The organism is Mucilaginibacter sp. 22184 (assembly GCF_052045695.1).
Taxonomy (GTDB): Bacteria; Bacteroidota; Bacteroidia; order Sphingobacteriales; family Sphingobacteriaceae; genus Mucilaginibacter.
In genome coordinates this window covers 482,389-505,004 of sequence record NZ_JBQEPI010000003.1, presented here as the reverse complement: position 1 = coordinate 505,004, position 22,616 = coordinate 482,389, and the positions used below count along the sequence as shown (strand labels likewise).

The 22,616-nt window shown below is 40.9% G+C and carries 17 protein-coding genes; 3 read left to right on the top strand and 14 right to left on the bottom strand.

Going from position 1 to position 22,616, the window contains the following annotated elements; genetic code table 11:
* Positions 1-96: 96 nt before the first annotated feature.
* From ACTJKG_RS09660 to spt, 14 genes are all read right to left on the bottom strand, one after another.
* Entirely contained in the window at positions 97-858 is a 762-nt protein-coding gene (locus ACTJKG_RS09660) for an MBL fold metallo-hydrolase (RefSeq protein ID WP_440739055.1), read from the bottom strand.
* The gene (locus ACTJKG_RS09655) at positions 855-1,127 is read right to left on the bottom strand and encodes a hypothetical protein (protein ID WP_440739054.1); all 273 of its coding nucleotides are present in this window, start codon (positions 1,125-1,127) and stop codon (positions 855-857) included. The genes ACTJKG_RS09660 and ACTJKG_RS09655 overlap by 4 nt, the downstream gene beginning before the upstream one ends.
* Before the next feature lie 148 nt (positions 1,128-1,275).
* On the bottom strand, positions 1,276-1,842 hold the full coding sequence (locus tag ACTJKG_RS09650) for a CAP domain-containing protein (RefSeq protein WP_172335222.1): 567 nt from the start codon (positions 1,840-1,842) through the stop codon (positions 1,276-1,278).
* 169 nt (positions 1,843-2,011) lie between these two features.
* Positions 2,012-2,803 carry a hypothetical protein gene (locus ACTJKG_RS09645; RefSeq protein ID WP_172335221.1) on the bottom strand — a complete coding sequence of 264 codons (792 nt, stop codon included), beginning with the start codon at positions 2,801-2,803 and terminating at the stop codon, positions 2,012-2,014.
* A gap of 332 nt (positions 2,804-3,135) precedes the next feature.
* Positions 3,136-3,966, bottom strand: coding sequence for a Kelch repeat-containing protein (locus tag ACTJKG_RS09640; RefSeq protein WP_440739053.1), 831 nt, complete (start codon positions 3,964-3,966; stop codon positions 3,136-3,138).
* 149 nt (positions 3,967-4,115) lie between these two features.
* Complete coding sequence (locus ACTJKG_RS09635) at positions 4,116-5,123, bottom strand: IPT/TIG domain-containing protein (protein WP_440739052.1); 1,008 nt, start codon at positions 5,121-5,123, stop codon at positions 4,116-4,118.
* Positions 5,124-5,218: 95 nt separating this feature from the next.
* Positions 5,219-6,157, bottom strand: a complete 939-nt coding sequence (locus tag ACTJKG_RS09630; RefSeq protein ID WP_172335219.1) for a phosphatase PAP2 family protein — start codon at positions 6,155-6,157, stop codon at positions 5,219-5,221.
* Between the two features lie 2 nt (positions 6,158-6,159).
* Positions 6,160-6,786: a sterol desaturase family protein gene (locus ACTJKG_RS09625; protein ID WP_172335218.1), complete on the bottom strand. Its 627-nt coding sequence runs from the start codon at positions 6,784-6,786 to the stop codon at positions 6,160-6,162.
* A gap of 237 nt (positions 6,787-7,023) precedes the next feature.
* The gene (locus ACTJKG_RS09620; protein WP_172335217.1) at positions 7,024-7,743 is read right to left on the bottom strand and encodes a CDP-alcohol phosphatidyltransferase family protein; all 720 of its coding nucleotides are present in this window, start codon (positions 7,741-7,743) and stop codon (positions 7,024-7,026) included.
* 25 nt (positions 7,744-7,768) lie between these two features.
* The gene (locus ACTJKG_RS09615) at positions 7,769-10,330 is read right to left on the bottom strand and encodes a DUF5686 and carboxypeptidase-like regulatory domain-containing protein (protein WP_172335216.1); all 2,562 of its coding nucleotides are present in this window, start codon (positions 10,328-10,330) and stop codon (positions 7,769-7,771) included.
* 643 nt (positions 10,331-10,973) lie between these two features.
* Entirely contained in the window at positions 10,974-12,290 is a 1,317-nt protein-coding gene (locus ACTJKG_RS09610; RefSeq protein WP_440739051.1) for an inositol-3-phosphate synthase, read from the bottom strand.
* A gap of 238 nt (positions 12,291-12,528) precedes the next feature.
* Complete coding sequence (locus ACTJKG_RS09605; protein WP_440739050.1) at positions 12,529-13,515, bottom strand: NAD-dependent epimerase/dehydratase family protein; 987 nt, start codon at positions 13,513-13,515, stop codon at positions 12,529-12,531.
* Positions 13,512-14,630: a hypothetical protein gene (locus ACTJKG_RS09600; protein WP_172335213.1), complete on the bottom strand. Its 1,119-nt coding sequence runs from the start codon at positions 14,628-14,630 to the stop codon at positions 13,512-13,514. The genes ACTJKG_RS09605 and ACTJKG_RS09600 overlap by 4 nt, the downstream gene beginning before the upstream one ends.
* 104 nt (positions 14,631-14,734) lie before the next feature.
* On the bottom strand, positions 14,735-15,946 hold the full coding sequence (gene spt, locus ACTJKG_RS09595; protein ID WP_172335212.1) for a serine palmitoyltransferase: 1,212 nt from the start codon (positions 15,944-15,946) through the stop codon (positions 14,735-14,737).
* A 367-nt stretch (positions 15,947-16,313) separates the two neighbouring features.
* Here spt and ACTJKG_RS09590 point away from each other — a divergent pair, with 367 nt between their 5' ends.
* The 3 genes from ACTJKG_RS09590 to ACTJKG_RS09580 all read left to right on the top strand — a co-directional run bounded on the left by ACTJKG_RS09590 (position 16,314) and on the right by ACTJKG_RS09580 (position 22,276).
* Positions 16,314-17,666 (top strand): TolC family protein, encoded by a 1,353-nt coding sequence (locus ACTJKG_RS09590; RefSeq protein WP_172335211.1) that lies wholly within the window; start codon positions 16,314-16,316, stop codon positions 17,664-17,666.
* A 197-nt stretch (positions 17,667-17,863) separates the two neighbouring features.
* Positions 17,864-19,069, top strand: coding sequence for an efflux RND transporter periplasmic adaptor subunit (locus tag ACTJKG_RS09585; RefSeq protein ID WP_172335210.1), 1,206 nt, complete (start codon positions 17,864-17,866; stop codon positions 19,067-19,069).
* Positions 19,070-19,096: 27 nt separating this feature from the next.
* Complete coding sequence (locus ACTJKG_RS09580; RefSeq protein WP_172335209.1) at positions 19,097-22,276, top strand: efflux RND transporter permease subunit; 3,180 nt, start codon at positions 19,097-19,099, stop codon at positions 22,274-22,276.
* The last annotated feature ends 340 nt before the right edge of the window (positions 22,277-22,616 follow it).

Below are 22,616 nucleotides of genomic sequence, written 5' to 3'. Positions count from 1 at the left end.
GATGCCTACAAATATTGTTTTTTTTTGTGCGAAAATTGTCTTTTTTTCTACTTATTTATTGTAAAATGTTAAACATCAGCGTTGTTGTTAGAGGGCTCAAATAATGAGTTTCATGCCGTCATAGGCCAGTTCAATATTGTCTGGTAATTCCTTTGAAACGTCAAAATGGGTGCCTAAACGATGGCTGATGTGAGTAAGATAAGTTTTCTCGGCATCCATCTCATTGGCGAAATTGACAGCTTCATCAAGCGTAAAATGAGATATATGAGTTTGTTTTTGGAGCGCATTGATCACCAATATTTTTGTCCCTTTTATCTTTTCCTTTTCACTATTGGGTACTGTTTTTGCGTCGGTGATATAAGTAAAATCTTTTACCCTAAAACCCAGTATTGGAAGTTTATAATGCAGTACTTCAATAGGTGTAAAAATATTGTTACCAATTGAAAATGGGCGCAGATCAATAGGGTGTACCATCACCTGCGGTATTCCCGGATAACCTGTTCCGTCAAAAACATATGGAAACTCGCGCACCAGTGCTTTTTGTACTCTTTGATCGGCATATATATCAACGGGGCTGTTTTGTTTGTAGTTAAAAGCCCTGATATCGTCCATACCCGCGATGTGGTCTTTATGCTCGTGAGTGAATACAATGGCATCAAGGTGCTTTACACCGGCTCGTAACATTTGATACCTGAAATCGGGGCCTGAATCAACCACCATGGTTTTATCTTCGGCCTCTATTAAGATGGAGGTCCGTAACCGATTATCCCGGGTATCGGTTGATGTACATACCTCACAGCCGCAGGCAATGACAGGCACGCCCTGTGAAGTTCCGGTTCCTAAAAATGTTATGGTCACAGCTGCAATTTAGTTTGTTTGATCTCCTGCAAAAACGCAACCTGTTTTTCGTCGAGCAGTTTATAATCTATCTCAAGCTCACGCAGTAATTCAACAATGGCCAATATTTTACTTTCCAGGTTTGAAAAACGGTTAACAATAACCATACGACTACTGAGCAATAAACAGGAGCCGGTTTTAAAATTGCCTTTTTCGTACCGCACTTTATATCCGGCCGATTTAAGCAGCATTTCCAGTTTTTCAAGCGTATGATTGTTAGCGGATAGCATTAATTTCAAAATTAGCAAAAGTATGTATAAAAGCACTTTGAATTTAGGGAATTTTGAAAAGCTGACTTTAAGATTGCCTGAATAGAAGCTGTAAATACAGTATATATTAGCTGCAACCATTCAATAATCTGCACCTCCGCACCTAGATCTAATCGTGACCGGTGGACGGCTGTTGCACCATACGGTATTTGCCCGACTTAATGAGCTTTTGCTGCTCGGGCGAAAACGACTCCCGGCCGCCAAAATCCTGCACCCAGTAATTCCGGTACATAGCAACACCTACTTCTTTAAAATCGGGGTTCATGAGATTTTTGCAATGGCCCTCGCTTTTAAACCAGCCGTCCATTACCTCGGCAATACTTTGCTGTCCGGCCGCAATGTTTTCGCCAATGGCAAAGCTTTTATAGCCCTTGAATTTATATCCCGCAGATACGATCCTGTCTTCCATACTTCGGCCATCCCTGCTGGTATGATCAAAATAATTTTGCCGGGCCATATCTTTAGCATGACCTTCGGCGGCATCCTGCAAATCATCATTCCAGGTTAGGGGCGGCGCAGGGTGGTAATATTTCAGGCCACAGTTACAGCCTTTTTGCCTGGTTAAGTTTATACGGTTTAAGAACTCATTTTTAAATTGCCTGCTTTGGCCATAAGCGCCGCAAAATGTAAACAAAGCTGCAAAAGTAAAAATGGTTTTAATGATCAGTTTCCTCATATCATCAGTATGACAATTTTCCTGGCAACGGGTTTAATTAAATTAAAACGGTGATATATGCAACGTTATGATCGTGGTTTTCTTATACGTAAACGCCATATTCCATGTTTGCGGCGTATCGAATAAATGATCACGGCAATGGTCATCAGCGCAAGCAATATAATAAATACTACAATGAGGCTATGCGTTTGACGGAGCTTGTCTTGGAGGGCTTCTTCTTGCCGGCGGGAGGCGTTTTCTTGCTGGAGGCGAGTACTTTTTTTTTGATAATAATCGAGTCTTGTTTTTTAATCCGGAGGGAATCCTGTGTGTTGATGCGTGCCAAACGATCAATTTGGGCCTGGTGTATACTATCATCAATTTCCTCATGCCGTTTTATGGCCAGCGCGGCGTTATCAAAATCTTTCATCTGGCGATATAAACCGGCATAACCAACCTGTACTGCTGATTCTTTTTGCGGATCTTTGTTTTTAACAGACAATGCCAGGGCTTCATTCAAATCGTGCATTGCCCATTTATAATCTTTCATATCGGCCTTTATAGCCGAAAGCTCGATTAACGAAGTAATGATATTAGATACATCTTTTTTCTGGCGGGATATGGCATTGGACTGCAAAATGAACCATTTGGCCTGGATATATCTGTATTGCTGCCGATAAATTTTGGCCAGACTATTATAACAAGTGCGTAAACCCAGCGTATCTGAAATGTTTGAGAAATTATGTAGGGCCAGCATGGTATAGTTTAACGCTTCCGTCTGGTTATAATATTTGAACCGGCGGCTGTGGATAGTGTCGTTTTTTAACAGATACTGATTTGCGATCTCCACATATATGGGACCTTTTAATGAGTCTTTAGTAACCTGAAGTTTTTGTTTCAGGCTGTCCAAATCACCCGCTGCTTGCGCTGATAATCGCAATCCGGCTAAGAGAATAAAAAGGCAGGTAATCAGTTTCTTCATGTAAGGGTTATCGTATCAACAGTTAATTTGAATAATAACCTGTCAAATAGTGTGCCTGTTTCTGATTTATTGATCTGAATATAGGTGATATTAAGCGATTTGTAATTTTTTATAGCCTAAAGATATTTTTGTAATAGAATTTAAACCTGGATGTTACCAGGTAAAAGGAGTTGTATTTTTATGAAGTGATGATGGTATGGAAAATAGTACAGTGTTTGTATTGATCGAATTGTTTTTCTGCTCAAAATTTGGCCCGATGCGGCACACCGGTAGGAATGGAGTATCCGCATAACAATGAGTTTAGATACTGTCGTCACATACCTAATATGCTTTTATTGAATATCGTTTACAAGGGCAGTATATAGTGTGCTTGCGGTTCCATCTGTATTAACTGTCAATACATAAGCTTTTGAACCCAGGCTGAAAGAACTCCTTGTTGATATATAACTTCCGAAACCAACTTTGGTTTTTTGTGTCCAGGTATCCGTTATTGGGTTATATTGAAAACAGTTATTGCTGTAATTATCGGTAGTTACACCGCAAACATAGCCCATATTATTAAGTGTAAAGCCGCTCGCAGTACCGAAGGCATTTACTAAGGGAGTCTTCTTTGTCCAGGTATCGGTTTGCGTGTCGTATTGCTCCAGCCAATTACCGTTGTAGGTTTTATAAACAATATAACCCTTAGTGCCAATAACAAAGCTGCCGGCAATACCGTCAAAATAAGGACTGTTGAATCCACTTATCTTTTTCCAGGAATTTGTTTGAGTATTATAAGCAAAGAAATCGTTAAAGGCACCCACATCAACACCAAAGCCCATGTAAACTGTAGCTCCTGCAGAAAAAAGCGTAGGAACGTTTCTGGCCGCCCCGGGAAATTGTGCTTTGGGGGTTAGCTGTTTGGATGCCGGATCATATTGCCAGAAGGTGCCATTGGCCGCAGCCGAATAAACGTATGCCTTTGAGTTTACTACGGTTACTCCCTGAACATTACCATTGAGTGGAGCTAATTCCTGATACTGCGACCATGTATTTGATTTGGCATCGAATTTAAATACATAGATACGGCCCGTGCCCCCAAGCGGTGCCAGGGTATAAGCTTCGTTATTTATTACAAAATTGGAGTTAACAGGACTTGCGAAGGGCAGGTTATTTGCCATCATGAGCCATTTATCAGTAATAGTTACACTACCGCTGTAATTTACTGTTTGCCCTAATACATTTACAGATATAGAGGCGACGCGGGTTGGATAAGGGGCTTCTGGTATTCGGATTTTAATGCTACTACGTGTTGCTGTAAAAATATCGGCCTTTACGCCGTTACAAACACCTTATTGTAATCATATTGTGCAGACGGAAAGAAATTATTACCGTTGATAACCAGGTTATCTAAGGTATAAGCGTTTGTCGGTACTTGTAAAATTGTGGGACTGGCTAATGAAAATAGGGAAGTGCTTTTAACACTTTGAAATTGAGCAACCACAGTAATGGGTACAGGAGTGTTATAAATAGTAGGAACAATCACTGTCATTTTATTTTTGCTGGTTCCTATAATTTGTGCTTTAACCGTACCAAAATCAACCTCTGTGGTAAAATTACTGATCCTGTCAAAATGATTGCCGATGATTTCCACTGTATCACCCATGAATTTTTTATTGGTAAAAGACGTAATAATGGGTGTGGACAATTGGTAGTTACGATAGGTAGATCTGGTACTATCGCCATCTTTTAGCGTTAAATTGTTACTATAGCGCCCATTCATATAAGGAATTATGCAAGTAATCAGCGAATCCGTAATACTTATCGTTGAAGCTTTATATGAATCAAAATAAGCAGCTGTTTTTTTAATATCAAAGTATTTACCATGTATGATTATGGTATCCCCCATGTCGGCAGTTGCAGGTGTTATACGAGTGATTAGAATTGGCTTGCTGCCTTGTGATATAAATGACAATACGGCACCTTGCTTTTCGGCTCCGTTTAAACTTTTAAACGCTCTGAAAAAATATTTGTGCCCGCTTTTAAGTCCTTCTAAAATATCAGCGTAAAATTTTTCAGTTACCTTTATGCCAAGTGAAATTTTTGCACTCTTTGCGAATAAACTGTCCTCTCCATATTCAAACCCGTAGTCGGTAATCTGGGGATCAGGTGTCAATGAACCAAATAGCCTTACACCTCCACCCTCCATTAAACTGTCCTTTAGGGTAACAATGGTCGGTTTTTGGGTTGGATCAACCTTTTGCTCTTTTTTGCACGATAACACGATGGCCGAAACTACAAACGAGAATAAAAGAAAATAAAAGGTGAATTTATGTAACATTTAATAAGGTTTGGTTTTATAAAAATATAAAGTAATTAAGATCATCGCAAATTATGCGGCCTGTGCTTAATGTAATTTGCCTAAGTAGATAGTTTTCACAATATCACTTGCTCGTATCTATCAGTAGATGTCTGCAACCATTTAACCTTTTTCATTAAAAGGTTAAATAACGATATGCCTAAAATAGCCGTGGTGATACCTGCCAAAACATCCAGCACGTAATGATGACTTGCATAAACAGCGGTAAACCAAATACCCAACATCACAATAGCAAAGAAGATACTGGCCACTTTATAACGGCTTTTTATACCATAGTAAAGCACTATAACCGGGTAAGAGGAATGAAGTGACGGCATAGCCGCAAATACGTTAGAGCCTTTGGTATAGATGGATTTAAAGATGCCGGCATGAAAATACGCGTCGAACTTAGCCAGACCGGCCACGTTACCCGCGGTTAACGGTGTAAAGTGAAATCCATAATACTGAACATACCATGGTGGAGCGGCGGGGAATGTATAATAAACCACAAAACCCAACAGGTTCACCAACACAAATGTGAGCGAGAAATACAGGAATTGCCGTTTATTTTTGAAAAACAAGAAAGCGGCAAAGCCTAAAGGGACTGGTATCCAGCACAGATAAAACAAGCCGGTTACTACATCTATAAATGTTGTGCCGTGGATACGCCAATATTCATTTGGGGTTAATAGTTTATTATGGTCATGTATCCCGAAAATGTGTTTTTCAAAATTGTACAGGTCAGCTATATGAACAGGTGTATAATGGTAGTTCGGGAAGGCCTTCATATAATCAAATATGATCCAGTATACAATGAATATACTAAAGCCTAATATGAATTTGCGCGTAACAGGTGACAGGTAAAAAAGTACATTGAATATACCCACCAATACCAACTCGGATGAGTTGTAACCAATAAGGAAATTGGAAATAACTAAATAAGCTATTGAAAGGAGTGTAACAACCAGTATTGATTTAGCATTTACGGTTACGCTGTTTTGTCTGGTACTATCCACACCTATTTCTTTAAAAAACCTGAACGGAATATTTTATCCCAAAGCGGCGAACTCACACCGTAACCCTTTTCAGGATCCTGGTAGTGATGCAACATATGGTGCTGTTTTATTTTTTTGAAAAGACCGCTTTTGAAGTTAAAATGATGCATGGCATAGTGCGATATATCATAAAACAGATAGCCTAAAATAAAGCCCGGAAAAAAACCAAATATGTAGTTTGCAGGTAACAAAGCTTTAAATAAGAAGTAAAAGCCCGTGGCCAGCGGAATGCTTAATGATGGCGGCAATACCAAACGTTTAGCATCGCTGGGATAGTCATGGTGTACGCCGTGCATAATAAAATGCAGACGTTGGGCCCACTTCCAGTTTTCATTTGGCTGATAATGGAAAACAAAGCGGTGCATGATGTATTCAACAATGGTCCAGATAAATAAACCAGCTAAAAACAAGCCGATATAAAGTAAAAAGTTCATGCCTGCTTCAAAGAAAGCTTCGTATGTACATACCAAGATAACGGGTACAAAAATGTACAGGGGTACGGTATAATGTACCTTTGATAAACCTTCTAAAAAGTCGCTTTTAAACATTCTCACCGACTCCTGAGAATTGGAGACATAATTTTTCTTCATAGCATATCAGGTTTTAAAATTTTAATGATTTCTCTGCCTGTTATTGTCTTTTAATAATATATAAGTTAGCAAAACCTAACCGGGTTCAATTTTAATAAAGATTTACTATTGTGTAAACACCTTTATTTAAAGGTTACGAAGATATGATATTTTAATTATTGAATTACTGAGTTATTGAATTAGTGATTTCTCTTAATTTCAACAAACGTAGTCACTTCAATGTTCTTTAATCAATAATTAGTTATTTTTCTCCGCTTCAATTAAAGCTCTTTTAGCCTCTCTTAACCGGTTAAACGCGGTAATGTTGGTAAGTACGGCCAGTATTACCAATGGAATAGTAAATATAGATATGGTTTCAAATACATGAAACTTAACTCCTGGAATAAATAGTTTGTAATTACCGCCAATGTATTGAGCCACTATACCACTTAAAGCAGCACATAAGCCAATAGTTACTACACGCTCAGGGCGTTGCATCAGTCCGCCTTTAACTTCTACGCCTAAGCCTTCGGCGCGGGCCCTCACATAACTTACCATCATTGAACCAATAAGGGCAATAAACGCGGCAATGGAGCTCAGGAAATAATGGTGAGCAACCAGGTAATAACAAATACCTAAAAACATGATCAGTTCGCTGTAGCGATCAAGTACCGAATCATACAAAGCGCCAAAGGTTGATTTCATATTACCAAGGCGGGCCACCTGTCCATCGAGCATATCAAATAACCCGGCAAACAGAATTAAACCACCGGCCCAGCCTACATAACTCAGATCGCCGCGATTACCCTCTTCCGCACCCAATATAAATATGGCAGCTACGCCCACATTTAACACAAAACCAATTGAGGTCACCGCGTTTGGAGTTAACCCAACCTTGATCAAAATTTTTACAAAAGGATCAATCACCTTATAAATACCTAACTGGAGGTTTGTTCTTAGGGATGTTTGCTGTTCCATTTTTTTGTATTTATGCTGTACAAAATTAAAAATCAAATTTGACACGTACACGGATACCATCACGCGGCACATCCGGATGGTCCAGATAATTGAATCGCCTTACATAATCAACCCGTATAAATTTAAATATATTTTCGACACCAACACTACCTTCCACATAAGGTGTTTTACCCAATGCATAGGTGATCGGTAAGCCATTGGCGTCAATTGGTAATTGATATAATGACGGATGAATATTTGGATTGTTATTATCACTTAAACCACCGTACAACACTTTTGCCGAAAATGTTTCGCGCCATTTTAATCTTTTCAACAAGGGTATTTTATTGAAAAAGAAACCGCCGAAGTGATGGTCAATCCTGAAGCTCGCATACTTATCACTGGCAAACTCCAAAAAGTTCATCAGGTTATAAGAATCGATGTCATAAGCATAAGTTTGGTTGGCTTGGTGAATGGTTAACAACGGAAATGGTACCTGACCAAATATTTTGCCTGCGGAAATACTCAGGTCTGAATATCCCAATTGCGACAGGTATAAACGTTTGTCGATCCTGAAATCAAGTTTTTGATAGTTATACTCACCATTAAATAAACCTTTAACACCTGTGGTATAATCCAATTCAAGGGTAGGGTACGGATTAGGAATAGGTATACGGTAAATTTTACCCTGATAAAATTCCTCATGCGGTGCCCAGCGGATCGTTCCTGTGAGCTCTGTGGTGGTTAAAGAGTTTATCACATTCGGCTGCCCATTTACTACATTATTAAAATATAGCGACCCTGCAGGCGCCTGTTTCCAGTTTTTAAAACCAGCCGCGAATGATAAGTGGTTCTCCAACTCATGCACGTAATCTAACCTGTAATAGTCATTGTACAGATACTTATCATTTGTACCGCGTTTAAATGACAACAAGAAGTTATCCTCCTGTACAAATTGCAGGTTTGCACCGGGTATTTTAGTGTCTTTTTGATAACTGGCCCTGATATAGTTTTGCGGGAATTTATAAATAGACTTATTGTTAAGCGAGTAGGTAGCACTTAAAAAGTATTTCCATTTCTCATCCTTAAAACCATAAGCGGCATAAGTTTCGAAATAATAACGTTTGCTTAGTTCTGGTGTAGTACGACCGCCTAAACGCAGACGTAAACCTTCAACCGGATTAAAGCTGTAAAATGTGTTGGCAGGACCGATCTCAAATTTGCCAAAGCCTTTGTAACCTGCAAGCAATAGGGTAGCAATATCAACCGTACGTTTGTATGATGGCATATTCCTCAAACTGTCTACGTTTTTGTAAACTTTTGATTCGGCTGTGGTAAGTGTATCCAGACGGTTCTTCTCCCAGAATGAAGCGGGCCGTGTTTTAGCTTCATCTTGTGATTCTTCCGATTGTTTGGTATAGGCAGTATCAGGCCGCGGATGATTAACTATATAGTTTTTGTAGGTAATGGTTCGCATACCCAGCAACCCGCTTTTACCCTCCTTTTTGGTGGCTCCAAACTCAGCTATGGTATTGCTCCGGCTCAGGTGGTAACGGTTGTCAGGATTCTGTTCAAAATCCAGATCGACCTCCATAGAGCGTATAAAGTTGATGTTGATATGCTTGTTGATCTTCAATACCGCTTTTTGCACAGCGTAGTTGCCGTCAAGGGTAATGTATATCATCCCTTCAAAAAGTACGTCGTTACTGTTACGTGGTGTAAAGCTCAGCTCAACCAGTTTTTGGTTTTTGGCGTCGGTAATGGTATCGGTAATAAAGAATTTATAGTAGTTAGGCGAATTGTTGGATATCGGACTTAAAAACTGACTGGTGATCAAAAAGATATCATTGTCATAAATATCCACGTTATTGTACAGGTGTTTGAAGTATTGTTTAACACCTTCGTTATCAACCGCAGGACCGAAGTTTACCCCACGCTGGCCAATCACAACTTCGCGTTTCTTTTCGGGATTTTTGCGGTAATAATTCTGCGATAGTTTTTCATCCAGATAAACCGGTAATATCGATTTTCCAGGTAAAATGGTGCTATCGCGGTTATCGATGATGAACTTATATTTTCGGAAAAACTTTCTATCCGAAAACGCTGCAGATACGTTGATAAACCCGAACATCATTTTATCATATTCGCGGTACTCTACATAATCATAAGCTTCGGGGCGGTTTTTGGGTTTGTTTTCGATAACCTGGCGTATCAGTTCAACCGCAGGATTGTCTTTATTGCGGTATTTGGGTTTTTTGCCTGATTTTATCACAACTTCATTCAGTTGTTTGGCCGAAGGATAAAGCTTTACATTGATCACCTGCTCCTTACCCGGTTCAACCGCTAAAAAGGCATCCTTATAACCCAGAAAAGAAATTTTTATTTGCTTAAGTGTAGCGTTTGTGGTCGAAAGTCGGTATTTACCATTATTATCGGTCGCTACGCCAACAGTAGTACCTGTAAATGCAACCGCAACATAAGGAAGGGTTTGTTTATTACTGGCATCCGTAACCGTACCCGTTATAACAGTTGTTTGCGCAAATAATGATGAAGCAGAAAAAAAGAGTATTAAAAAAAATAAACTTTTATAAAAATTTTTAAAATCCATGTACTTTATGCAATTATGCAAATACAAAACTCTTTGTTAATCCTTTACCCTTATTCCTTGTATAAGCTATTTATCACTTTGATATGATAGCCAAATTGTTATGATAACAGAGCACAAATCTCAATTATCCTAATCAATCAAACTGATGTTTTCCTTTACCTTAATTGAGCAGCGTAGATAGTTATATCCGGCCTTATTTGGCCTTGACATAACTATCCCATTAGCTTGTAATTGCGCTTCAAAGGTAGAAAAATTTATTACAGACTAATGTGGTCAAAAAGTCAAATATTCCCTGCACAATGCATCAAAGCCACCTTGCTGCTAAATATTACCATTAAATTATATTACACTGAAAACGGTGCTATGCTTTATATATTATGAGCTGTTTACCGGCAGCCGGTTTTATTGTTTTACCTAAAGTATTGAATTTTAGATTGGTTTAAACAAACAGATATTGGTTGTCATCAGATTTTTATAAAGTTTAACAACCTGATAACAACTATTTTACACAATCAATAAATCAAGGCTTTATGTGTGATAAGGAAATGATCAGTTACCGGTGGCAATTATAAGCAAAAAAATAACCGGTTGTATACAGCATAAGCTGCAAAACAACCGGTTATAGCAGATTTGGTCAAATAAATTATGCTTCGGCGTAAGCTTCTTCGTAATAGTCTAACCCAAGGTGAGTTATCAGATCTTCACCCATCATATAGCGTAAGGTATTTTCCAGCTTGATAAGTTGTTTAAATATATCATTTTCCGGACGAAGGCCTTCCGCTGTTTGAGGCGATTTTAAGTAAAATGATAACCATTCCTGTATACCACTCATATTGGCACGTTTGGCCAGATCGCAGAATAAAGCCAGGTCAAGGGCGATAGGGGCAGCCAGGATAGAGTCGCGGCAAAGGAAATTGATCTTGATCTGCATTTTGTAACCCAACCAGCCAAAAATGTCAATATTATCCCAACTTTCTTTATTATCGCCATGCGGAGGATAATAGTTGATGCGGATCTTGTGATAGATCTCGCCGTAAAGCTCCTGATTTTCCTCAGGTTTAAATATATCTTCCAAAACACCTAATTTAGATACCTCTTTAGTTTTAAAGTTATCCGGATCGTCCAGCACCAAACCGTCGCGGTTACCCAAAATATTGGTCGAGAACCAGCCATGTACACCCAATGAACGTGCAGCCAGGCCTGGCGCCAGGATAGTTTTCATTAAAGTTTGACCTGTTTTGAAATCTTTACCGGCAATAGGGGTCTGGGTTTCTTTTGAAAGCTCAATTAAGGCAGGGATATCCACAGTTAGGTTAGGGGCACCGTTTGCAAAAGGTACACCCAATTTTAAAGCCGCGTAAGCGTAGATCATGCTTGGTGCTATCAGTTTATCATCATCAAGCAAAGCCTGTTCAAAAGCCGCCAAAGTTTGATGTATGGCTGATGCTTCATAATAGATCTCGGTTGAGCCGCACCAAACCAAAACAACCCTGTCCAGTCCGTTTTGCTCTTTAAAGTTTTTGATGTCCTCCATTACCTGTTGTGCAAGCTCATAACGTGTACCTTGTTTTACATGTGTACCGTTCAGGTTTTTGGCGTAATTTTTATCAAAGGCGGCTTTCATCGGCTTGATAGATTCTAACTCAGCTTTAACCGAGTTTAATAATCCCGGCTCAAGTACTTTTGCATTTGCAGCTGCCTCGTATACGTTATCTTCATAAACATCCCAACCGCCAAAAACTATATCTCCAAGATTAGCAAGTGGCACAAACTCCTTAATTTTAGGATTACGGTTCTCCGTTCTTTTACCTAAACGGATATGCCCCATTTGCGTAAGTGAACCTATAGGTTGTGAGATACCTTTTTTTACTGCTTCAACACCGGCAATCAGTGTAGTTGCCACAGCTCCTAAACCTGGGATAAGGATACCCAGTTTGCCTTCGGCGGGTGAAATTTTCATTTTCATTGACTTATTTATTGTTGATTATTGGATTGAGGCGTTGTTTGCCATAGTCCGTGGTTTTTACTCTTTTTTTGCTGTTTTAATCCTTTTTCGCTTTACTTAAACGTTTAAGTAAAGCGAAAAAGGATTAAAATTCTATTTGCTTATTCCGTGTTCAAAAGTAACTTAAACGTTTAAGTTATAAAACAAGGAAAGCGGATTTTTTATTTTCATCATTACATTATTTTAATTGGGATCAAAGCCATTTATTGGCTTTATACCAGGTTAGTGTCTCGGCCAAACCCGTTTTGAGGTTATACACCGGGTAAAAGCCCAGATCTGATTTTGCGCTTTCGTTATCGCAATACCAGTTTACTGCCATGAGCTCATCTATCTTTTCGATATTCACTACAGCGGCTTTATTTCTCAAAGAACTCACTTTTTCTGATATGGCGGCAATTATTTTTACAAAATTTACAGGCAAATGAAATTTAAAGGTAGTTATACCCAATATTTCCTTAGTCAGGTCACCTAATTCATACTTGCTGTAAAAGTTGCCGTCGCTCAGGTTATAGGTTTGCTGATTGCCGCCATGTAGAGCCTTTATGGAGGCCTTTGCCACATCTTTTACGTAGATAAAGCTTAGCTTTTGCTGGCCTTTGCCAATATATGGCTCAAGCCCTTTTACTACTTGCTTAAAGAATATGAAGATGCCGGTATCCCTTGGCCCGTAAACAGCGGTAGGGCGTAGTATGGTATAATTTAAGTTTTCAACCGTGCGCAGTTGTTGCTCTGCCAGTAGCTTGCTGCGGCCATAGGCTGTAACGGGGGCAGGAGGGGTAGCTTCGGTTATGATACCCGTTAATGTGTTAAGCGGACCTATTGCGGCCAGGCTGCCTATCAGTACAAACTTTTGCAAACCAGGACAAGCATCAGCTGCTGCTGTTGCCAGGTTATGCGTGTAGGTAGCGTTAATGTGATTATATTCGGCTTGTGACCGGGCCGATGTAACGCCAGCCGCATGAATGATATAATCGGGCTTAATATCGCTGAGCTGTTGTTTTAACGTTGGCAGATCTTTGTAATTGAGTTCGGCATAGTTAATAGTAAGGTGCTTTAGGTGATCAATATTGCTGCTTTTGCGTATGGCAGCGTAAACTTCCAGATCCTGACTTAACGCTTCTTCAATTAAGTGATACCCAACAAAGCCACTGGCACCGGTTATTAAAACCCGTTGTTTCATATGGCTTTTTCGTATAGCCTGTATTTTTTATAGGGATTGCCGTTTATGGCTTCTATAGCCCGGTTTACCATATCGTTGTGTTCCAGGGTCCAGCCGGCTTCGGCTTGTTTCATGCCTTTACGCCTGTACTCTTTAATAATGGTACCATATAAGCAAGCTTCGATACCCATTTTACGGTAGCCATCAATAACGCCCAGCGCATATATACGCAGGCTTTGTATTTTTTTACGACCGAATAAGAGTTTGAAAATACCCGTAGGTAACAGGCGACCACGCTTAATTCTCTTAAAAATCTCGTTGTAGTTGGGCAGGGCCAGTCCAAAGGCAACTATTTTACCTTCCTGTTCGGCAACCAGTACAAAATCTTTGTCGAGTATTAACTTCAGATCTTTGGCCAGGTAATCAAACTCATCATCACTTAGCGGAACAAAGCCTTCATTATGATCCCAGGCTGAGTTATAAACTTCGCGGAGCTTAATGGACTCCTCTTTGAAGTTTTTGAGGTTTAAAGTGCGGATAATGATATTGTTACGTTTTAAACGCTCCTCCAACGCGCTTAACAAGCGTACCGACTTATCGTCGTAGCTTTTATCGTCCCAGTGCCAGGCAATCAGATCGGCGTTTTTGGTAAAACCATAACCATCTATCAGATCGGCATAGTAGGGGGCGTTATAGGTTTGCATTAAAAACGGCGAACTGTCAAATCCTTCTATTAGTAAACCGCAGGGTTCGTTGGTTGAAAAATTAACAGGGCCAATCAGTTTCTGGGTCACACCTTTTTGTTTGAGCCAATCGGTAACTGTATTAAAAAGTGTTGTTGCTACCTCTTTGTCATTAATGCAATCAAAAAAGCCAAAAAAACCATCATTGGTATTGTTGAACTTGTTATGTGCATTATTGAGTATAGCTGCAATGCGACCTACAATTTTATCGCCATCATAAGCTAAAAAAGTTTGTACGGTATTATGCTTATGAAAAGGATGTATAGTTAACAGATCGCGCTGAGCTATGAACAATTCCGGAACGTAGTATGGATCGTCCTGATACAAATCATGTGGAAAATCAATAAATGACGCTAATTCTTTTTTCGAACTAACAGTTACAATTTTTATCATGAGTGGTATTTATAAAATTGTTGCTTGAGGTATAAAATGAAACGCCCGTGTGCAGGAGCTTGTTTTGATAAAAAAGCTATGAGCACACGGACGTTTTTGTTTATTTAGATATTTTCTTTAACAGAAGCTGCAGATACACCAACTTCTTTAAATGCTTTTGAAAGTTTTTCAACGGCTTCGTCAATTTGAGCAAAGGTGTGCGTAGCCATTAATGAAAAACGCAGCAATGATGAATCTGAAGGTACGGCCGGCGAAACCACCGGGTTAACAAATACACCTGCAGCTTGCAGATATTTGGTTACCAGGAAGGTTTTTTCGTTATCACGTACATAGATAGGTAATATCGGGCTTTCTGTAGGGCCAAGGTCAAAACCTTCATCCAACAAAAGTTTTTGAGCGTAATTGGTATTGTCCCAAAGTTTTTGGATACGCTCAGGTTCAGATTCGATAATATCCAAAGCCGCAATTACACTGGCAACCGAACCCGGAGGCATACTTGCACTAAACATTAATGAACGTGCACGGTGTTTGATATAATCGATAGTGTCCTTATCGGCTGCAATAAAACCACCTAATGATGCCAGTGATTTACTGAATGTACCCATGATCAGGTCAACATCTTCGGTAAGGTTAAAGTGCGATGCGGTACCTGCACCTTTATGGCCAATAACGCCTAAACTGTGGGCATCGTCAACCATAATATTGGCACCAAACTCGTCGGCCAGTTTAACAATCTCCGGCAATTTAACAATATCACCTTCCATGCTGAATATACCATCAACAGCGATAACCTTCACCGCCTCTTCGGGCAAAATGCTCAGTTTACGTTGCAGATCGTCCATATCATTATGGGCGTATTTGATCACTTTTGAAAATGATAGCCTGCTGCCATCAATGATAGACGCATGATCATATTCATCTAATATAAGATAATCATTACGGCCTGTAATGCAGGAAAGCACACCCAGGTTAACCTGGTAACCGGTGCTGAGCAAAACAGTGGCTTCTTTACCTACATAGTCGGCAAGCCTGTTCTCTAATTCGATATGAATATCAAGTGTACCATTCAAAAACCTCGAACCGGCACAGCCTGTGCCGTATTTGTCAATTGCTTTCTTCGAAGCTTCTTTAATCTTTGGGTGATTGGTTAGCCCTAAGTAGGAATTGGAACCAAACATTAACACCCTTTTGTTATCTATTATTACTTCAGTGTCCTGAGCAGACTCAATAGGCCTGAAATAAGGATACAATCCCTTCTCCCGGAGCATATTTGCAACCTGGAACTCGGCGATTTTCCCATGTAGTTTTTTAACCATGTATTAACCCTGCTTAAATTTTGTGTAAAAATACCATGAATAAGCATATAACCTATATGGTAAATGTAATTTTTTAAAAAAATGCTTATTCTGATCTCAAAACAGCGGCAAGCATTCTAAATTATATCACGGCAAATTAATTAATTTTTTTATTTATTTCGCACCACAATTTTTCATTTTTTTGTAAAAAGCCCAAAAACGCATGATTTTGGCATGTTTTTATAAATTTTACGTAAAATTCTTGTTCTTGATTTTAATTTAGTAATATTAATCACATATTAGCGCCGCCCCTGTATAAATCGGTAAAAACCCAGAGATTGATTTTTTGTTGTTTTCACTGATAATTAACATCACCTATAGCCACCTTATGAAAAAAAATAAGTATTTAGTATTTTTCATTACAATCGTCTTAACATTAATTTTACATTCACCAACCTGGTCACAAACCGTCGCTGATAGCATTAACGGGCCTGTTTCTTTAAAGCAATGTGTTGAGTTTGCCCTTCGTAACCAGCCCGCGGTTCGGCAGGCCTCCATCGATGAACAGATCAATGAAAAGGATATCCGGATAGGGCTTTCTGCCTGGTTACCCCAGCTCACCGGATCGGGTATATATAATTACTATTTTAAAGGAACGCCGCAGGCAGGGGCGTCGGGGGCCAACTTTCCGTCAAGCTCGGGCATCCGTAATCTGTCTACACTCGGGTTACAGTTAAATCAGGTGATCTATAATAACGATGTATTACTGGCAGCCAAAACCGCTAAATATTCTCGCCAGTATTATAAACAAAACACGCTGAGCAGCCAGATCAATGTAGTATCTGACGTGAGCAAGGCATTTTTTGATGTGTTGCTTTCTCAAAAACAACTGAACATCACCAACGAAGATATCATCCGCTTACAAAGAAGCCTGAAGGATGCTTATAACAGGTATCAGGCAGGTGTATCTGACAAAACAGATTATAAACAAGCCACTATATCGCTCAACAATTCATTAGCCACACGCAAGCAAACCGAAGAGGCTATTAAAAGTAAAACGGCTTATTTAAAACAGATCATGGGGATCGACGGATCAAAAAATCTGGATCTGGCCTATGATTCATCCCGTTATGAGCAAGCAGCCGTTATTGATACCAATCAGCAGTTGGATTTTAATAACCGCATTGAATACCGTTTGCTGCAAACCACTAAAGTATTGCAAAACGTTAATGTTAATTATTACAGGTTTGGATTTTTACCTTCCTTGTCGGCAGTAGGTAGTTATAACCGGGCTTATTTCAGCCATGATTTTTCAGATCTGTACGACAAGGCATACCCAACGGGCTATGCGGGACTTACTTTAAGCCTTCCGATTTTTCAGGGCACCAGGCGCCTGCAAAACCTAAGCAAAGCTAAGTTGCAGGTTGAGCGTACCGATCTTGACTTGGAAAATAGCAAAAACACCATCAATACCGAATATGTACAGGCACTGGCCGGTTATAAAAGTAATTACACCAGCTACCAGCTGATCAGGCAAAATGTTGATCTGGCTAAGGATGTATACAAGGTGGTAAGCCTGCAATATCGCGAGGGTATTAAAACCTATCTTGATGTTATAGTATCGCAATCAGATCTGCGTACAGCCGAATTAAGCTATTATAATGCGCTGTTTCAATTACTATCCAGCAAGATCGATCTGCAAAAGGCTTTGGGAACGCTTGGCGTAGATACTAATCAATAATTTAAATAATAAGGCACCTGAGCTTAAATAAACGAATAACTGCGCAGCACTCATGAGTACCGCTAAAGAAACAAACAACCAACGAATAACTGCGCAGCACTCATGAGTACCGCTAAAGAAACAAACAACCAACGAATAACTGCGCAGCACTCATGAGTACCGCTAAAGAAACAAACAACCAACGAATAATCACTACGATGAAAAACAGATATATATACTGGTTAGCCCCTGCAGCCTTATTGGCATTAGCTTCTTGCAAAGGTAAAAGCGCACAAAATGCACCATTGCCGCCAACTCCTGTAAATTTAACCGAAGCTAAAAAGGCAGTGGCTATTTATTACGATCAGTTTCAGGGTACGGTTGTATCTATCAACACCACCGAACTCAGGAGCCAGGTACCGGGCTTTGTAACCGGCATATTCTTTAAAGAGGGTGATGTGGTGCAAAAGGGCAAGGTATTGTATGAAATTGATAAACGTAAATATGTGGCCGCTTATCAGCAGGCAGAAGCCAACGTACTAAGCGCGCAGGCCAACCTGGTTAAAGCGCAAAAAGATATCGACCGTTATAATATGCTGTTGAAAAATGATGCAGTAGCCCGCCAAACGGTTGACCAGGCCTCTGCAACTTATGAAACCAGTAAGGCTAATGTAGCTGTAGCCAAGGCTGCATTAGCCTCGGCACGTACCGATCTGTCATACGCTACCATTACGGCGCCCTTTACCGGTCGTATCGGTATATCACAGGTAAGATTGGGTTCGCAGGTTGCCGTAGGTACTACTTTACTGAATACCATATCGGCCGAACACCCAATGGGGGTAGATGTAGTGGTGAATGAACAGGATATTCAACGTTTTTATAAATTACAGCAGGCCAGCAGCGATACCACTTTTAAACTGCAAATGTCTGACGGTTTAACTACCTATAATAAACCGGGCAAAGTTTTGGCTATTGACCGTGGTGTAAATAACCAAACTGGTACCATTAAAGTGAGGATCCAGTTTCCGAATGAGGATGGTGTGTTGAAAGACGGTATGAGCTGTGTACTTAAGGTGCTTAACAATCAATCTGGCGATAGGGTACAGATCCCTTATAAAGCCATCACCGAGCAAATGGGTGAGTTTTTTGTGTTTGTAAGCAAGGATACTTCTTTTGTGGACACTACTAAAAATAACGAAAAAGTTGAAGCGCTCATTGCCAAGCAGCATAAAGTGACATTGGGGCCACGTGTGGGTACCGATGTGGTGATCATGAACGGTGTTGAGCCCGGCGACAAGGTGGTGACCGAAGGTTTCCAGCGTTTACGTGATGGCGGCAAAATTGTATTGGGCGATCCGTCTAAAACACCAGCACCGGGTCAGGGTGGAGCACCAGCACAGGGGAAACAACAAGGAGGCAAGTAACCGGTATTTTTATAAAACACAACCAGAATGATAGCAGATACCTTTATACGAAGACCAGTTACCGCTATAGTTATATCCTTAGTGATAGTAATTGTTGGTATCCTGGCAATAAGTAATTTGGCCATAGGCCAGTATCCAGAAATTACACCGCCTACGGTAAACATCACCGGTACCTATACCGGTGCCGATGCCCTTACAGTGGAGCAAACGGTTGCCACTCCTGTAGAAGTACAGGTGAACGGTACACCAGGCATGACCTACCTGCAAAGTAACAGTACGAGTAATGGTGCCATGAGCATGACCGTTAACTTTGAGGTGGGCACCGATATTAACATTGCCGCTCTTGACGTGCAGAACCGTGTAGGTATCGCCACGCCAACATTGCCGCAGGAGGTACAGCGTTTGGGCTTAACCGTACGTAAGCGTAACCCCAGTATTTTGATGCTGGTGGCTATGTTTGCCCCTAAGGGCTCACATAATGTTACTTTTTTAGATAACTATACCAACGTTTTTGTACGCGACGCGCTTTTACGTGCCAAAGGTGTAGGCGACGTGTTTACCCGTGCCGATGACTTTAGTATGCGTATATGGCTTAAGCCGGATAAGATGGCCGCTTTGGGTATGACCGCGGGCGACGTAACAGCAGCCCTGGCCGAACAAAACGCGCAGGTTGCCGCCGGTTCGGTAGGTTCAACACCGCAGGAAAACGGCCAGCCATTTGAATATACGGTTTTAGTTAAAGGCCGTTTATCCAGCCAGGCAGAGTTTGAAAATATCATCGTTCGTACACAACCCAGCAATGGTGCTATTGTGCATCTGAAAGATGTGGCCCGTGTGGAGTTGGGTAAATTTAACTATGCCGGTAACTCCTTTGTTGATGGCAAACGCGCTTCTTACCTGCTGGTTTACCAGGCGCCGGGTAGTAACGCCATCGAAACTGCCGATAATGTTTACGCTACCATGGAGCAGCTTAAAAAGTCGTTCCCTGCCGATGTGGATTATGTAGTGCCTTTTGAATCTATAACCGTAGTAAAAGTATCCGTTAGCGAAGTAATTGAAACGCTGGTTATAGCGCTGGTGCTGGTTATTGTGGTGGTATTCCTATTTTTACAAAGCTGGCGCACCACGCTTATCCCGGTATTGGCTATCCCGGTATCTATCATTGGTACCTTCATCTTCTTTATACCACTGGGCTTTACCATTAATACATTAACGTTGTTTGGTTTCGTACTGGCCATCGGTATTGTGGTGGATGACGCCATTGTGGTGGTGGAGTCGGTACAGCATTATATGGACGAGGAGGGGATGTCGCCAAAGGAAGCTACTATACATGCCATGCGCGATATATCGGCACCGGTAATTGCCATCGCTTTGATATTAGCTGCGGTGTTTGTACCGGTAGGTTTTGTGCCCGGTATCGTAGGGCGCTTATATCAACAGTTCGCTATCACTATCGCTATATCGGTGTTGATCTCGGCCTTTGTGGCGCTTTCATTAACGCCTGCTCTTTGTACGCTGATATTAAAGCCCCGTAAATTAGACCAGGAATCAAAAGGGCTTGATAAGTTTTTCTTTAAATTTAATGCCTGGTTTGACCGGGTAACCGGCAGATACCGTAACGGCGTTGATAAGAGTATCAAAAACTCTAAATTCATCATCATTATATTGGTGTGTATTATTATAGGTACTATCCTGCTTTTCAGAGGTAAACCAAGCGGTTTTATCCCTACAGAGGATGATGGTCGTATCTATATTACTTACGATCTGCCCGAGGCTTCATCAACACAGCGTACCGTAAAAGTACTGCATGATATGATGAGCACATTGGATAGTATCCCTGAGATAGGGCATTACGCTGCTTTGGGTGGTTTAAACGCGGTAACCTTCGCAACCAAATCAAACAGTGCCACCATATTTGTGCAGCTAAAACCATGGGAGCAACGTAAAGGCGAGCAGCATACTATATTCCCGCTGGTAGCCATGTTACAAAAACGCTTGTCGCGGTTTAAAGAGGCCAGTGTGGTTGTAATTCCACCGCCGGCGATACCTGGTTTGGGTAATACCGCGGGTTTCTCCTTTATATTAGAAGAAAAGCAGGCAGGAGGGGATATCAAGTACTTTGAATCGGTGATGCGTAATTTTATTGCCGAATTAGGTAAACGTAAGGAGATATCCAAAGCGTTCTCTTTCTTCACCGCCCGTACACCAGCCTATCAGTTAACCATCGACAGGGAAAAGACCAAAAGATTGGGTGTGCAACTGTCTGACGTAAATGCGGCCCTGCAAACCTATATGGGTAGTTCATATATTAACGATTTGACGTTGTACGGCCGTACCTTCCGCGTGCTGGCACAGGCCGATACCAACTACCGAACAAACATCCAGAATATAGGGCAGTATTTTGTGCGAAACCAGGCGGGCACCATGGTGCCTTTAAGTACGCTTACTACTTATAAGGTAATCGAAAACGCGCCGTTAATATCGCATTACAACCTTTTCCGTTCGGCTGAGATAGATGGTAACTCCGCACCGGGGTACAGTAGCGGCGACGCGTTGAACGCGCTGGAAGAGGTTGCTGCCAAAACCCTGCCGCAAGGTTATGGCTACGAGTTTTCGGGCTTGAGCCGTGAAGAAAAATTATCAGGATCAAAAACCGTGTACATCTTTATGTTGTCGATTGGTTTCGTATTCCTGTTCCTGGCAGCTTTGTATGAGAGCTGGTCGGTACCATTCTCTGTACTGCTTGCAGTACCGCTCGGCGCTTTTGGGGCGATCCTGTTTTTATCATTCCACTCCAAGTTGGATAATAACGTATACGCGCAGATAGGTTTGATAACACTGATTGGTTTGGCGGCCAAAAACGCCATCCTGATTGTAGAGTTTGCCAAAGAACGTGTGGATAGCGGCATGGAGCTGGAGAAAGCTACCCTGGAAGCTGTACGACTAAGGTTGAGACCAATCATCATGACCTCGTTGGCATTTATATTAGGCGTAGCGCCTTTACTATTTGCAACAGGTGCAGGCGCGGTAGCCCGTCAAACTATCGGTTGGACGGTATTCGGCGGTATGCTTGCGGCCACTTCTTTGGCCATATTCATTGTGCCGGTATTATTCTTTATCATTACCAAATTTGCCTATGGTAAAGAAAAATTGGCCGAGCTGGAGAAAAACTATGACCCGCATAAAGGGCATGAACCCGAAGTTTAAAATATCTTCGGATATAAAACAAAAAAGGAGAGGCATTGCCCCTCCTTTTTTGTTTTAAGATAAATTGGATGGCATGCTGATCGCTGTCGAAGCAGTGTGGGTAGGGGCTCCGCGCGCGAGTCTTCGACAAGCTACCCACAGGACGTCTCTCCATCATGTCATCGCTGCGAGGAGGAACGACGAAGACAACCGACCGAAGGGAGCTCATTAATACCGTTAAAAACAGACACAACATTAATAATCTCGTAGCTATTCTTATCGATAAGAACGCGAGGAGATTGCTTCATGCCTCGCAATTGACATATTTTTATAAAATTGGATCGAGACTTAATTAAGCACA